Below are 14,456 nucleotides of genomic sequence, written 5' to 3'. Positions count from 1 at the left end.
CTTCGATATGCTGGGATCGTTCCCAGCAGATTTCACCTCCATAACCCGAACATGCGGCGCAAGTGCCGCAGCGCCGAACCCCAGGACTCCTTCGCATACCCGCAGAAGGACTGACAGTGCCGGGAACGGTTTGACAACTGAAACGATTCAGCGATCGATTCACATCGGCCGGTGTCTCAGGCTCCATTCCGGACCGCCGTCGGCGATCCGTCATCAGCTCCCTTTCTATCCCTCCTAGAAGGAGTCGTCAATGTCAATGCAACGTCGTACCTTCCTGAATCTCGGCGTGGCCGGAGCACTGGGCGTGGGCGCCACGTCCCTGTTCGGCGCCGGCACCGCGCTCGCCGATCCCGCGCCGGCCAATCCGTTCGCCGTGGGCGTGCGCCGCCACAACTGGACCCGTGGCAGCCGCGCGGTCACCACCTACGTCTATTACCCGGCCACCGGCACCGTCGGAGGCAACCCGGTCACGGACGCCCCGGTCGCCAACGGGGTCTTCCCCGTCTACAACTTCACCCACGGCTTCCAGAGCAGCCCGCAGAACTCCACGTTCATCATCCGGCGCCTGGCCGAGGCGGGCTTCGTCGTCCCCGCCCCGCACTTCAACCACAACCCCAGCGACGTCGGCAACGGCGAAACCCCGAAGGACGTTTCGCAGGCCATCACCAACACCCTCGCGCTCAACAACAGCGGCCCGCTGGCCGGGCACATCCGCACCGACATCGGCGTCGGCGTCTCGGGCCACTCCCTGGGCGGCATGACCACCCACGGCCTGCTGACTCGCTGGGCCGACAGCCGCATCATCTCCGCCAACCCGCAGTCGTGCACCGACCAGGGCACCCCGTCCAGTTCGGTCAATGCCAAGGTCCTGTTCGTGCACGGCGACCGCGACGACCTCACGGGGTACGACTCGGCCCGCCAGGCCTACAACGAGATGACCTGGCCCAAGGCGTTCCTCACCTTCGTCGGCGGCAGCCACACCAGCTTCTGGAGCGACCAGCGCTTCCCGCGCACGGTCGTCGACTGGGCCCGCTGGACCATGTACGGCGACACCGCCGCCCGCGACCGCCTCCCGGCCGACGCGTCCGGCTCCGGCACCCGGTGGGAAGCCTCGCTAGGCGGCGACACGCCCAGCGAACCGGGCACCTACCGCCTGGTCGCTCAGCACAGCGGCAAGTACGCCGACATCAACGGGATCTCCACCGCGGCCGGGGCCGGACTCATCCAATGGTCGTCCACCAGCCGGGCCAACCAGCAGTTCGAGTTCGTCGACGCCGGCGAGGGCCACTTCAAGATCAAGGCCCGCCACTCGGGTCTGGTCCTCCAGGTCGCCGGCAACTCCAACGGCGCGGACATCACCCAGCAGGCCGACACGAACGCCACGAGCCAGCACTGGCGCCTCACTGAGCACGGCGGCGGCGTCGTCAGCATCATCAACCGGCAGTCCGGCCTGGCCATGGACGTCTGGGAGTACTCCACCGCCGACGGCGCCCGCATAACCCAGTACACGTACACCGGCAACGACAACCAGCGCTTCGCTCGCCAAGCGGTCTGATCAGAAAGACAAAGCCCCACCCGGCGCGACGGCGTCGCGCGGCCTCCCGGCACTCAGTGCCGACGCCGTCGCGGTCGGGTACTCCATAACCCAGCAAGTACGGAGAGACCATGAACCAGTCAACCTCTCGACGGGCGAGACGCCTGCGAGCCCCGGCAGCGGCGGTGATCGCGCTGGTCGCCGCCGCGGCGACCATGCTGACGATGAGCGCCGCCGACGCCGCCACCGTTCGCTACGAGGCGGAGAGCGCCCCGGCCACCTGCGACGGCACGATCGACTCGAACCACACCGGGTATTCCGGCAGCGGGTTCTGCAACACCACCAACGCCACCGGTACGGCGGCCCAGTTCACCGTCGATGTCGCGAGCGCCGGGACCGCCACCGTGGCGATCCGGTACGCCAACGGCGCCACCGACTCCCGCCCGGCGAACATCCTCGTCAACGGCGCGACCGTGCAATCGGCCAGCGCGTTCAGCGCGACCGGCGCGTGGACCGCCTGGTCGACCAAGACCGTATCCGTCCCGGTGAACGCCGGGAGCAACACCATCCGCCTGGCGGCGTCCGCCAGCTCCGGCCTGCCGAACATCGACTACGTCGAGGTCACCGACGGGCCCCCGCCCCAGACGGGAGACGGCAAGTACGAGGTCGAGGAACTGACCCGGGGCGTCACGGTGGTGCCCTCGGGCAGCGGCCGGCTCGTCTCCTGGCGGCTGCTCGGCACCGACGCGCAGAACGTGGCGTTCAACGTCTACCGCGACGGGACCAAGCTCAACGGCTCGCCGCTGACGGGTGCGACGAACTACCTCGACAACGGCGGCTCTTCGAGTTCGCAGTACACGGTGCGGGCCGTGGTCGACGGCACCGAGGGCACCGCTGCGGGTGTCGAGGCGACGTTCAACTCCAGCGGTTACTTCAATGTCCCGCTCCAACGGCCTTCGGGTGGTTCGAATCCCTCGGGCTCCTATTCCTACGAGGCCAACGACATGAGCACCGGCGACCTCGACGGCGACGGCGACTACGAGCTGATCGTCAAGTGGGACCCCACCAATGCGCACGACAACGTGCACGAGGGCTACACCGGGAACGTCTACCTTGACGCGTACCAGCTCGACGGGACGCGGCTGTGGCGGATCGACCTGGGCCGCAACATCCGGGCCGGGGCGCACTACACGCAGTTCCAGGTGTACGACTACGACGGCGACGGCAGATCCGAACTCGCGGTCAAGACCGCCGACGGCACCCGCGACGCCAACGGCACCGTCATCGGCTCGTCCAGCGCCGACTACCGCAACTCGGACGGCCGGATCCTGGACGGCCCGGAGTTCCTGACGATCTTCAACGGGACCACCGGCGCGGCTATGGACACGGTGAACTACCAGCCGGCGCGCGGCAACCACGCCAGCTGGGGCGACAACTACGGCAACCGGGTCGACCGGTTCCTCGCCGGAACGGCTTACCTGGACGGCGAGAGCCCGTCGATGATCTTCGCCCGCGGCTACTACACCCGCTCGGTGATCTGGGCCGTCGACTGGAACGGCACCGACCTGACCACCCGGTGGATCTTCGACTCCAACCAGGCCGGCTCCCAGTACGAGGGCCAGGGCAACCATCAGCTGTCCATCGCCGACCTGAACGGCGACGGACGCCACGACATCGTCTACGGCGCCATGGCCATCGGCTCGAACGGGCAGCCGCTGTGGAACACCCGCATGGGCCACGGCGACGCGCTGCACGTGACCGACCACGTGCCGAGCAACCCGGGCCAGGAGGTGTTCATGCCCGGCGAATGGCCCAGCATGCCCTCCACGCGCCTGGTCGACGGCGACACCGGGTCGATCATCATGCAGACCCCCGTGGCGAACGACGACAACGGCCGCGGCGTCGGAGCCAATATCCTGGCGAGCAACCCCGGCTCCGAGTACTGGTCGTCCCTGGTCAGCGGCCTGCGGAACGCATCGGGCAGCAATATCGGGTCGAAACCGGGCATGACCAACTTCCTGTCCTGGTGGGACGGCGACGGCGAGCGTGAGCTGCTCAACGGCACGCAGATCGCCAACTACCCGTCCGGGACGCTGCTGAACGGCTCCGGAGTGTCGTCGAACAACGGCTCCAAGTCCACCCCGGGCCTGTCGGTCGACCTGTTCGGGGACTGGCGTGAGGAGGTCATCTGGCGCACCAGCGACAACTCCGCGCTGCGGATCTACGCCACGCCGCACCAGACGAACCTGCGCATTCCGACGCTGATGCACGACGTTCAGTACCGGACCGCGATCGCCTGGCAGAACACCGGTTACAACCAGCCGCCGCACCCGAGCTTCTACATCGGCTCGGAGGTGACGACCTACCCCTGGCCCGACATCCACACTCCGTAGAGCCCCGCAGCCCCGGGTGCCTGTGCCGGAGCACCCGGGGCTCGCGGCAACCGTCCACGACCGCGACTTACGCCCTTGTGGACGTTCCCCGCCGGCGGCCGTGTCAGACCGCGGCCGCCGGTGCGAAACCGTAAGGCCGACAACAAGGAGGCACCCTCCCATGAAACCTCGGACCGCCGTCAGGGCGGCACTCATCGCCGCATTGGCAGCGCTGCTCGCCTTCACCGCGGTCCCGGCGTCCGCGGCCGGGCCGTCGCTCGGGTCGCCGACGGTCACCACGCTCACCACCGACGGCCGCACGGCGCTGACGTACACGGGCTATATGAACGGCGAATCGTTCCAGCAGGACGGCATCACGACGTTCAACGGTTGGCAGTACACGGCCTGGTGGGACCAGGACGGCTACGTCAACCTGGCCCGCCGGGAGGCCACCGCGAACTCGTGGCAGACCATCCGCCTCACCGACTACCGGACCACCTCGACCGACTCGCACAATACGATCTCGATCGGCATCTCCGGTCAGGACGGCACGATCCACCTCTCCTTCGACATGCACAACTCGGTGCTGAAGTACCGCAAGTCGATCGCGGGTCTGGCGACCTCACCACAGACCGCGAACTGGTCGACGGCGAGCTTCGGGGCCGTGTCCAACAGCCTTGCGGGCCAGCGCCTGTCGCAGGCGACCTACCCGCGGTTCTTCCGCTCCCCGAGCGGGGTGCTGCAGATGAGCATCCGCACGGGCGCCAGCGGCGCGGGCGACCTGGTGCTCTTCGAATACCGCGACGGCGGCTGGACGTACCTGGGAGAGTTCCTCAACGGGACCGACGCCGACAACAACGCGTACCTCTTCGGCATCGAATACGACGACACCGGGCTCGACACCAGCGACCTGCTCCACATGACCTGGACGGTGCGCGAGACGCCGAATGCGAGCACCAACCACGACATCTACTACGCCTACAGCAAGGACCAGGGCCGCACCTGGCGCAACAACAATGGCGACGTGGTGGCGACTACCGGCTCGAATCCGCTCGTCGCCGACTCGGCCGGGCTGCGGGTCGTGGGCATCGGCCAGAACCGCGGGCTCATGAACCAGGAGTCGCAGGTGGTCGACAGCGCGGGCAATGTCCACGTGCTGGCCTCGCACATGGCCCCCTCTGCCTCCAACGACAGCAATTTCGACAGTGCGCGAAGGAAGTCCGTGCTCGTGCACTACTGGCGCGACAAGACCAGCAAGGCCTGGAACCGGCAAGTGCTCTCGTACACGGGCGTGATGACCCGTGCCGACATCGGCGTCGACGCGGACGACAACCTGTACATCGCCAGCGGGAACTCCTCGGCCAGAAGACTGAGCGTCTACACGGCGTCGAAGGCCTCGGGTTGGACCGACTGGACCACCCGTTACACGTCCAATGTGGAGTACTATTCGGACCCGCTGCTCGACCACTCCCGGCTCCTCGACGGCGTCGTCTCCGTCTTCGCTCCCCGTTACGGCGGCAGCCAGATCGACGTTCTGAACTGGGCGACCGGCGAAGGCGGCGGAACCCAGGTCACGGACATCGCGAACCGGACCTCCGGCAAGTGTGCCGACGTGGTCTCGGGCTCGGCCGCCGACGGGGCCGAGATCATCCAGTGGACCTGCCACGGTGGCGCGAACCAGCAGTGGGAACTGCAGGACGCGGGGGACGGCTACGTCCGGATCGTCGGGCAGGGCTCCGGCAAATGCCTTGACGTCAACGGCGCCTCGACCGCCGACGGCGCCGCGCTCATCCAGTGGACGTGCAGCGGACGCACCAACCAGCAGTTCCGGTTCGTCGACGCCGGCGGCGGCGGCCACGTCCAGATCGTCGCCCGCCACTCCGGCAAATGCGTGGGCGTGAGCGGTTCGTCGACCGAGAACAGCGCCCGGCTTCAGCAGTTCACCTGCTCGAGTGGCCCCGGTCAACAGTGGACACTCTGATCTTCGCCGCCCGGCGGTCTCCTGCACGACCAGCCCTCTGACCAGTCGCCGCGGCCGAGCCACCGCTGGGCCGCGGCATGGAACCCGATCCCCCCGTTCCCGGGCTGCGGCGCCGCCGCAGCCCACTCCCTCTCACAACTGGAGCACGAATGCGCACTCCTGAATCCGCCCACCCACTCGGGGCAAGATTCTCCCGCCGGACTCTCGCCGGCCTCGTCGTCGGAGCAGCCGCCGCGGCCGGCGGGCTCGTGGCCGCCGCCCCCGCGCACGCGGCGTTCGAGACCGACACCTGGTACCTCCTCCAGAGCCGCCACTCGGGTCTGGTCCTGGACATCGAGGGACGGTCGGTCTCGAACGGCGGGGCGTTGGTGCAGTGGAACCGCACCAACGCGACCAACCAGCAGTTCCGGTTCGTCGACGCCGGCGGCGGTTACTTCAAGATCCAGGCGCGCCATTCGAACCTGGTCCTGGACCTGCGGGACTCGAGCAGGGCCGACGGCGCCGACGTCGTGCAGTGGAGCGACGACGGCAGCACCGACCAGCAGTGGCAGATCATCGACGACGGCAGCTACCTGCGCTTTGTCAACCGTCACTCCGGCAAGTCGCTCGACGTGTGGGCGAAGTCCACCACCGCCGGGGACCGCGTCTCCCAGTACACCTCGAATGGCGGCACCAATCAGCAGTGGCTGGCCCTGCCGGTGGACGCCCCGCCCGGCGACGGGACGCCGACGATCTTCATCGCGTCGGACTCGACCGCCCAGACGTACAACTCCGGGTACTACCCGCAGATGGGCTGGGGCCAGAAGCTCGCCGGCTACTTCGACGCGAACACCACCGTCGCCAACCACGCCATCGGCGGGCGGTCGTCCCGGTCGTTCATCAACGAGGGCCGCCTCACCACGATCCTGAACGCGATCCGGCCCGGCGACTACCTGTTCGTCCAGTTCGGACACAACGACTCGACCGCCTCACGCCCCGAGCGCTACACCTCACCCGCCGACTACAAGATGTACCTGCGCGACCACTACATGGCCGGCGCGACCGCGCGCGGCGCGATCCCGGTGCTCATCACCCCGGTCTCACGCCGCGACTACGACTCGAACGGACAATTCCGCGTCTCGTTCCCCGACTACGTCAACAAGGTCCATGAACTGGTGAACGAGACCGGTGTGGCGATGATCGACCTGTCGGCGCGCTCGCGCACCTACCTCAACGGCATCGGACCCGAGGCGGCGAAACGGGTGTTCCTGCACCTGAGCGCGGGACAGTACCCCGCCTTCCCCAACGGCGTCGCCGACAACACCCATTTCCAGGAAAACGGCGCGAACCAGATGGCGCGCCTCGTCTCCGAGGGGGCCGCGGCGCTGCCGCTGCCGATCGCAGACCACGTCCGGTAAGGGCGGGGCGGCGCCTGCCCGCAGCGGGCAGGCGCCGCCCGAGACATCAGCATCGAGTGCATACGGAGCGATCATGCGAAAATCCAGAAATCGAACGGGACTCCCGGTCGGACGCCGTGGGCGCCTGCGCCGCGCGGCCGCGAGTGCCATGGCGGCGCTCGTACTGGCCGGGACGGGCGTGCTCGGCACGGCGGCACCGGCGTCCGCACTGTACGGGGAGGCGGAGATACAGCCGGTGGAGAGCAACCTGGCAGCCAAGTTCTGGGTGGAGGCGACCGCTGCCAGCGGTTCGTCCACCGCCGCTCTGGCGATCGACCAGAACTCCGAAACCGCCTGGGAGGCTGCGGAATCCGGCCCCGGGCAGTGGTTGCAGTTGGACCTGGGCGGGGCCTATGACAACCTCCGCAAGGTCCACGTGACCTTCCCCGACCCGGGCGCCGTGTATCAGTACGTGGTCGAGGCCTCCCCGGACGGGGAGCAGTGGGAGGTCGTCGCCGACCGGTCGGCCACCGCGACTCCAGGTTCGGGCGGGGTGGACCTGTTCACCCAGCCCGGGACCAGATACGTGCGGGTCACCGTCACGGGGGCCTCGCCCGGGGCGACGGTCGGCGTCAGTGAACTGATGGTCTTCAACTACCTTCGCGACGACGTCGTCCTGGGCGCTGACCTGTCCTGGATGGACGATCAACGGAACCGGGAGTACTGGGTGCATCCGCAGGCCGAGGACCGCGGCGCGGGCCCGTTCCTTCTGGACGTGATGCAGGACCGCGGCTTGGAGTACACCCGGTTGCGGGTCTTCAACGAGCCCCGCAACGAGTCCTCCGGCAATCCGAACGCGATCCCTTACCAGGGGCCGGAGCGCACGTTGACCTCGGCGCAGTGGGTCGCCGAGCGCGGGCTCGGACTGGGGATCGACTTCCACTACGCCGACTCGTGGGCGGACCCGAGCAAGCAGCCCAAGCCCGAATCCTGGGCGGAGCTGGAGTTCGACGAACTCCAGGACGCCGTGTACGACTACACCCACGACTACGTCTCGCAGCTAGTCGAGCAGGGCACGGTTCCGGACAAGGTGGCGGTCGGCAATGAGATCGCCAACGGGTTCATGTGGGGCAGTGAGGCCGTCGGCGCTCCCGCCACCGAGGCGGTGCACGCCGGTGCGAACCCGCCCTATTTCCGCAACCAGGCCGAGAAATACCAGTCGCAGCCCGGCGGCGGCATCCTCTGGCAGTACCGGCACTCCACCGATCCGGACGAGCACCAGCTCTACCTCGATTCCTGGGACCGGTTCACCACGCTCCTGGCGGCCGGTATCGCGGCGGTCCGCGACGCCTCACCGGAGTCCGAAGTGGAACTTCACTCGGTGGTCGGACGGATCAGCGGCATGGACAAGGCGGGCGAGTACTGGGACCAGCTGACCACCCGGCTGAACGCCAAGGGCGAGGACTTCGACGTGCTCGGGCTCTCCTACTATCCCGAGCACCACGGCAGCCTCGAGCAGATGGAGCAGAACCTCCACACGCTCGCTTCCACCTACCCGCAGTACGAACTCGAGATCGCGGAGACGTCATACCCCGCCACCGGCGGCGGCACCATGCCCAACTCCCCGTTCCCGCGGACCGTCCAAGGCCAAGCGGACGCCATCCAGCATGTGTTCCAGATGGTCAACGACGTCGTTGACAACCGCGGTACAGGAGCGCTCACCTGGGAGCCCGCGAGCTTCCAGGCGATGTTCCGGTCGGTGCCGGACCTGCCCAACACCTCCGAGCCCAACGCCTCGATCGACGTCTACAACCAGAGCCGCGCCACGCACGTCCTCGAAGCCACCGTCTACGGCGCGGTCCAGACCGGCGGGACGCCAGCGCTGCCGGACACGGTCCAGGTGCTGACCACCGCGGACGGTTCGACGGCGTCGGCCCCGGTCGAGTGGGAGGACCCGCCCTCCGACGCGACCGATGCCCCGGGCCGGTTCACAGTTTCCGGCACGACCGAGTACGGCGAGGTGACGGCGGTCGTGGACGTGGTGGACGAGTTCGCCTCTCCCGAGTGCGACACGGTGATCAGCGGAACGCGGCACGGGAAGCTGTCGGTCGAGTCGGGCACCACCTGCCTGGCCGACGGCTCCCGCGTGCTCGGCCCGGTGAACGTGGCCGACGGCGCCGGCCTGGTGGCGGAGGGCGCCCAGATCTCCGGTCCGCTCACCGCCACCGGCGCGGCCGTGGTCGTCCTGTGCGGCACCGAGGCCGACGGTCCGGTACGCCTCACCGGAGGCGCCTCGGTCACCCTCGGCAACCCCGTCCTGGACTGCGCCCCGAACCAACTGTCCGGTCCGGTGACCGTCACCGACACCACGGGCTGGAACGTGATCGCCGGCAACGAGATCAGCGGTCCGCTGTCCTGCACCGGCAACGGCTCGGAGCCGGTCGACAATGGAACGACCAACCAGGTGCGGGGCCCCAAGAGCGGACAGTGCGCCGAACTCTGATCCCCGGAACCGAATGAACGGGATTCCGGCGTGAGTCCACCGCCGCTCAGGCGGTGGACTCACGCCGGATGATCTCGAACGGGGCGGTGAACTGGCGGGGCGGGATCGTGGGGTCGGCGATGCGCGAGACGATGAGGTCGACGGCCTTGGCCGCCTTCCACCGGTGGTCGGGGCTGACGGTGGACAGCGAGGGAATGAAGATCGCGGATTCGGGGACATTGTCGAAACCGATGAGGCGCATGTCGTCGGGGACAGAGACACCGCGGTCCCGCAGGCCGCGCATGACCCCCATCGCGACGGTGTCGCTGAACGCCACGACGCCGTCGATGCCGAGATCCGAGTCGGCGATCCAGTGCCCGGTGCTCCGGGCGCCCTCCCACGAGAGGTCGTCGAGGGTGAACCGCAACTCGGGATCCGGCCGGAGCCCCCGGTCCTCCAGCGCGGACCGGTAGCCGTTGTAGCGCCGGGTGATCATGGTGAGCCGGTCGAGGTCGCCCCCGGTCACGACCGCGATCCGGCTGCACCCCTGATCGATCAGGTGCTCGGTGGCCGCGGCGGTGCCGGCCTCGTTGGCCACCGTGACGTGGTCGAACCGGCCCGCCGGATCCTGCTCGCCGAGCAGCACGATCGGATAGCTCTGGACGGACACCGGCGGGACCAGCGATTCGATCTCCACCGCGGAGAGGAGGAGACCGTCGAGCTCCAGCCTGCGGGACTGGGCGATGGCCGCAGCCTCGCCCGCGGCGAGGGCACCGGTCTGCTCGATCGCGACGTGGTAGCCGTGCCGCCGCGCCTCCTCGATGACCAGCGCGGCGAACATCCCGAAATAGGGATTGCCGATCTGGGGGATCGCGAGCCCGATCACGCCGCTGCGCCCGGACCGGAGGTTCCGCGCCGAGGGGTTGATCTGGTAACCGGATTCGCGGATGGCCGCCAGGACGCGGGCCCGCGTGTCCTCGTTGACGCGGACGCGGTCGTTGATGACGTTGGAGACCGTCATCGGCGACACGCCCGCGAGCTGCGCGACATCGCTCATGGTGACCTTGCCGCTCTTCACCATGCCTCCGCCGTCTGCGAGTTCGTCGAATGCGCCCAGTGGATGGTGCCGCCGCGACGCGTTGGGATCGTGCTTGCGGCGGGACGCCGCCCGTCGAGTCTATCGATGCGGTCGAACGCGGGATCTGGCATGCTGTCGAAACCCCTGACTCCTATGGGATATGGAGAAACGCAATGGCGATCGCCGACGGCACGTACGGCTTCGGATCCGACCACGGCCGACTGACCCTGCGAACCGGTCGCGCCGGTCTGGGGCGGCGCGCCGGACACGACCTGACGATCGAGGCCGCGCGCTGGCGGGGGACGGCCACGGTCGATACCGCCGAGCCCGCCTCGAACGGCGTCGCCTTGACGGTGGAGGTCGACTCGCTGGCGGTCGTCGAGGGCGTCGGCGGCCTCAAGCCGCTCACCGACGACGATCGCGCCGAGATCGTCCGCGCCCTGCGCGGGAAGCAGCTGCTGCACACCGCGAAGTACCCGGAGATCGGCTTCGTATCGACGAATGTCAGCGGATCGCCCGACGCGTTCGTGGTCCAAGGTGACCTCACCATCCTCGGCCGGACCCGCCCGATCACGGTCGACTGCGCCCTGGACGGCGACGGCCGGGTCCGAGGCACCGCCGCCCTGGCCCAGTCGAACTGGGGAATCAGGCCGTACTCGGTCTTCTTCGGCGCCCTGAAACTGGCGGACGAGGTCCGAATCGAGTTCGAGACCGAACTCGTCCCGGCGGCATAGCCGATACCGCATCACGCGTCGCGTTCGAGCCGGTCCGCTCGGCGGTGGCGGCGGTGTGCGGCCATGCGGATCGGGGCGTTCACCATGCCGTATCCGGCGTATGCGCCGATGCGCTGCACGACTTCGAGGAAGACCCGCGAGCCGAGGACCGGCGTGTAGAAGTGCAGGAACTCGCCGTCCTCGTCTCGGTCGTACATGAGCGAATGCTCGCGCAGGTCGTCCATGAGTCGGGTCGGCAATGCGAAGCGGGCTTCGAGGTCGTCGTGGTAGTTCGCGGGGATCTCCAGCAGGTCGAGCCCGAGGTCGCGCGCTTTGGCGGCCGAGGCGATGACGTCCTGCGACGCGAAGGCGATGTGCTGCGGGTCGCGGACTTCGGGGGACCACTCCCCGCGGCGCAGGACGGAGACGCTGAGCGCGATCCGGACCCGCTTCGCCGCGTCCGCGATCGACAGGCTGCGGATGAGTCCGAACGGGGCGGCGACTTCGGCGGGTGCCTCGGGTTGCAGGCCGAGGATGGACCGGTAGAACAGCGCGGCCCCGTCGAAGTGGTCGAAGGGCTGGGTGAGTCCGACATGGTCGATCGCCCGCAGGCCCGTTCCGGGGCCCGCGGGGTTCGGGGTGGGGGAGAAGTCGTGGAGCCAGCCCTCGCGGGCATCGGTGCGGCAGAAGAACACCGCGGTGCCGTTCGGCGCGGTGACCGAGGCCAGGTCGGCCTCGTCGGCGCGGTGTTCGCGCGGCAGGATGGGCGCGAGCAGTCGCTCCGCCCGGTGCGCCGAGGCGGTCGGGTCGGCGTTCTCGACGGCGAGCGCGGTCACGGCGGTCTCGCCGGTCGCCGGGTCGTCGGCGGAGGCGTTGACCAGGATGCGGGCTTCCCCCTGCTCCCACAATTGGACTGGTTTCGACCGGTGCTGAGCCGTATGGGTGAAGCCGAGTCCGGCGAGTGCGCCGACGACGTCGGCCTCGGAGCGGTCGTCGACGCCGATCTCGGTGAACGCGAAGCCTTCGGTCCGTGGCGGTGCCGGCAGATCCTCGATGCGGGCGCGCGCCCTCGCCCGCTCGCTGCCCCCGCGGGTCACCGACTCCTGGAGAGTGACGAGCGAACGCAGCGCGTCGATGGCGGATTGATGCGGTTCCGATTGGCGGAAGACGTCGTTGAAGACCTCGAGTGAGAGCGGCCCGTCGTATCCGGCGGTCAGCACCAGGTCGAGGAACCGGGTCAGGTCGAAGGCGCCCTGGCCGGGGAAGAGCCGGTGGTGGCGGCTCCACTGCAACACGTCCATGCTCAGCTGCGGCGCGTCGGCCAGTTGCAGGAAGAACAGCTTCTCGCCGGGGATGACGCGGATGCCGGAGGGATCGGAGCCGCGCGAGAGGATGTGGAAGCTGTCCAGGCACAGCCCGAGATTGGGGTGGTCGCCGCGCCGCACGATCCGCCAGGAGTGGTCGTAGGTGTTGACGAATCGGCCCCAGGCCAGGGCCTCGTAGGCGATGCGGATGCCGTGTTCGGCCGCGCGGGAGGCGAGCAGGTTGAGGTGTTCGGCCGCCAGGTCGTCGTCGTCCACAGTGTCGGGGGAGACAGAGGAGCAGACCAGCACGGTGTCGGCGCCCAGGCGCTCGCAGACGCCGAACTTCTGCTCGGCTCGGCGAAGGCCGGCTTCGAGCAGGTCGGGCGGGACGGCCTCGAAGTCGCGGAACGGCTGGTAGAGGTCGATGGTCAGGCCGAGGTCGCGGCAGCGTTCCCGTACGGTCTCGGGGGAGTCGGCGGAGGCGAGGAGGTCGTTCTCGAAGATCTCCACGCCGTCGAAGCCGGCCTCGGCGGCCGCGATCAGCTTGTCCTCCAGGGTGCCGGACAGGCACACGGTGGCGATGGACCGCTTTGGACCGGTGGTCTCAGTCGTCGGCATGGGAGGGCGTTCCTTTCACCGCGGGCCGGCCTGCGAGTTCATCGAAGTGGCGGAGCATGCGTTCGGCGTCCGGTTCGATGCCGGTGAACAGGCGGAAGGAGTCCACGGCCTGGAAGACCGCCATCCTCCCGCCGTCGAGGACCCGGCATCCCGCCGCGCGGGCGGCGGTGAGCAGTTCGGTCTCCAGCGGCCGGTAGACGATTTCGGCCACCCACAGGTCGGGCCGCAGGAGCGCGGCCGGCACCGCCGAGCCGGGGTGCTCCCGCATGCCGGTGGGCGTGGCGTGCGCCAGTCCGTCCGCGTCCCGCAGCGCCTCCTTCAGTTCCCCGGCCGATCCGCCGCTGATGCGGTCGCGTCCGAAGTGGGCGCCGAGGGCGTCCGCCAATCGGGCGCTGCGATCCGGATCGAGGTCGAGCACCCGGACGGTGCCGGCCCCGACGGCGAGCAGGGCGTGTGCCACGGCGGCCCCGGCACCGCCGGCGCCGAGCACCACCACCTGGTCCATCGGCGTCCCGGCTAGACCCGTCATCGCGCTGCGGGCGAATCCCGAGGCGTCGGTGTTGTATCCGAACGCCTTGCCGCCCTTGAACAGCACGGTATTGACGGCGCCGACCACGGCCGCTTCCTCGGAGATCATGTCGAGGTGGGCGATGACCAGCTGCTTGACGGGATGGGTGAGGTTGAGCCCCGTGTAGCCGGTCAGCCGTGCGGCCTCCAGCAGCTCGCTGATCCGCTCGGGGGTGACGTCGAGTTCGAGGAGGTCGAGACGCCGGTACTGATAGCGCAGGCCGAGTTCGTCGGCCTCGCGCTCGTGCAGCGCCGGGCTGAGGGAGGGTCCGATGCCGGACCCGATGAGGCCGATGAGGTGTGAGGGTTGAGGCTCGGACTTAAGCGGCACGGAGGGCTGCTCCTCAAGGAGAGTAATGTACGAACTAGTTAATTCAACTTAGCAACCGCGGACCGCTTTGGGAAGGGCTTGTTTCGGGGCCGGACCGGGG

9 protein-coding genes are annotated in these 14,456 nt (G+C 68.8%); 6 read left to right on the top strand and 3 right to left on the bottom strand.

Features of this window, described 5'->3' with window-relative positions:
* Positions 1–256: 256 nt before the first annotated feature.
* The 5 genes from FAB82_RS21575 (at position 257) to FAB82_RS21555 (ending at position 9,766) form a co-directional block, all read left to right on the top strand.
* On the top strand, positions 257–1,555 hold the full coding sequence (locus tag FAB82_RS21575) for an RICIN domain-containing protein (protein ID WP_211116753.1): 1,299 nt from the start codon (positions 257–259) through the stop codon (positions 1,553–1,555).
* A gap of 110 nt (positions 1,556–1,665) precedes the next feature.
* Entirely contained in the window at positions 1,666–3,927 is a 2,262-nt protein-coding gene (locus FAB82_RS21570) for a rhamnogalacturonan lyase family protein (protein ID WP_136536628.1), read from the top strand.
* 160 nt (positions 3,928–4,087) lie between these two features.
* The gene (locus FAB82_RS27600; RefSeq protein WP_211116752.1) at positions 4,088–5,887 is read left to right on the top strand and encodes a BNR-4 repeat-containing protein; all 1,800 of its coding nucleotides are present in this window, start codon (positions 4,088–4,090) and stop codon (positions 5,885–5,887) included.
* A gap of 149 nt (positions 5,888–6,036) precedes the next feature.
* Entirely contained in the window at positions 6,037–7,284 is a 1,248-nt protein-coding gene (locus FAB82_RS21560; protein WP_168801707.1) for an RICIN domain-containing protein, read from the top strand.
* 73 nt (positions 7,285–7,357) lie between these two features.
* Positions 7,358–9,766, top strand: coding sequence for a glycosyl hydrolase 53 family protein (locus FAB82_RS21555; protein WP_136536626.1), 2,409 nt, complete (start codon positions 7,358–7,360; stop codon positions 9,764–9,766).
* A 46-nt stretch (positions 9,767–9,812) separates the two neighbouring features.
* On the opposite strand, the gene FAB82_RS21550 is transcribed toward FAB82_RS21555, so the two are convergent.
* A complete protein-coding gene (locus tag FAB82_RS21550) occupies positions 9,813–10,826 on the bottom strand; it encodes a LacI family DNA-binding transcriptional regulator (protein WP_136536625.1) in 1,014 nt (337 codons plus the stop codon).
* A 170-nt stretch (positions 10,827–10,996) separates the two neighbouring features.
* Here FAB82_RS21550 and FAB82_RS21545 point away from each other — a divergent pair, with 170 nt between their 5' ends.
* Entirely contained in the window at positions 10,997–11,557 is a 561-nt protein-coding gene (locus tag FAB82_RS21545; RefSeq protein ID WP_136536624.1) for a YceI family protein, read from the top strand.
* An 11-nt stretch (positions 11,558–11,568) separates the two neighbouring features.
* On the opposite strand, the gene FAB82_RS21540 is transcribed toward FAB82_RS21545, so the two are convergent.
* Together FAB82_RS21540 and FAB82_RS21535 are read right to left on the bottom strand one after the other, a co-directional pair.
* Positions 11,569–13,458 (bottom strand): sugar phosphate isomerase/epimerase and 4-hydroxyphenylpyruvate domain-containing protein, encoded by a 1,890-nt coding sequence (locus FAB82_RS21540; protein ID WP_136536623.1) that lies wholly within the window; start codon positions 13,456–13,458, stop codon positions 11,569–11,571.
* Positions 13,445–14,356 carry a shikimate dehydrogenase gene (locus FAB82_RS21535; RefSeq protein ID WP_136536622.1) on the bottom strand — a complete coding sequence of 304 codons (912 nt, stop codon included), beginning with the start codon at positions 14,354–14,356 and terminating at the stop codon, positions 13,445–13,447. The genes FAB82_RS21540 and FAB82_RS21535 overlap by 14 nt, the downstream gene beginning before the upstream one ends.
* Between the last annotated feature and the right edge of the window lie 100 nt (positions 14,357–14,456).

Origin of the sequence: Glycomyces buryatensis, from assembly GCF_004912275.1 — a bacterium.
GTDB lineage: Bacteria > Actinomycetota > Actinomycetes > Mycobacteriales > Micromonosporaceae > Glycomyces > Glycomyces buryatensis.
Note: the sequence above shows the minus strand (reverse complement) of the source record. Positions and strands in the feature narration are given on the sequence as shown.

Excerpts from the sequence above, each read along its gene's own strand:
- FAB82_RS21575 (WP_211116753.1), top strand. The coding sequence starts at position 257 with ATGCAACGTCGTACCTTCCTGAATCTCGGCGTGGCCGGAGCACTGGGC.
- FAB82_RS21570 (WP_136536628.1), top strand. The coding sequence starts at position 1,666 with ATGAACCAGTCAACCTCTCGACGGGCGAGACGCCTGCGAGCCCCGGCA.
- FAB82_RS27600 (WP_211116752.1), top strand. The coding sequence starts at position 4,088 with ATGAAACCTCGGACCGCCGTCAGGGCGGCACTCATCGCCGCATTGGCA.
- FAB82_RS21560 (WP_168801707.1), top strand. The coding sequence starts at position 6,037 with ATGCGCACTCCTGAATCCGCCCACCCACTCGGGGCAAGATTCTCCCGC.
- FAB82_RS21555 (WP_136536626.1), top strand. The coding sequence starts at position 7,358 with ATGCGAAAATCCAGAAATCGAACGGGACTCCCGGTCGGACGCCGTGGG.
- FAB82_RS21550 (WP_136536625.1), bottom strand. The coding sequence starts at position 10,826 with ATGGTGAAGAGCGGCAAGGTCACCATGAGCGATGTCGCGCAGCTCGCG.
- FAB82_RS21545 (WP_136536624.1), top strand. The coding sequence starts at position 10,997 with ATGGCGATCGCCGACGGCACGTACGGCTTCGGATCCGACCACGGCCGA.
- FAB82_RS21540 (WP_136536623.1), bottom strand. The coding sequence starts at position 13,458 with ATGCCGACGACTGAGACCACCGGTCCAAAGCGGTCCATCGCCACCGTG.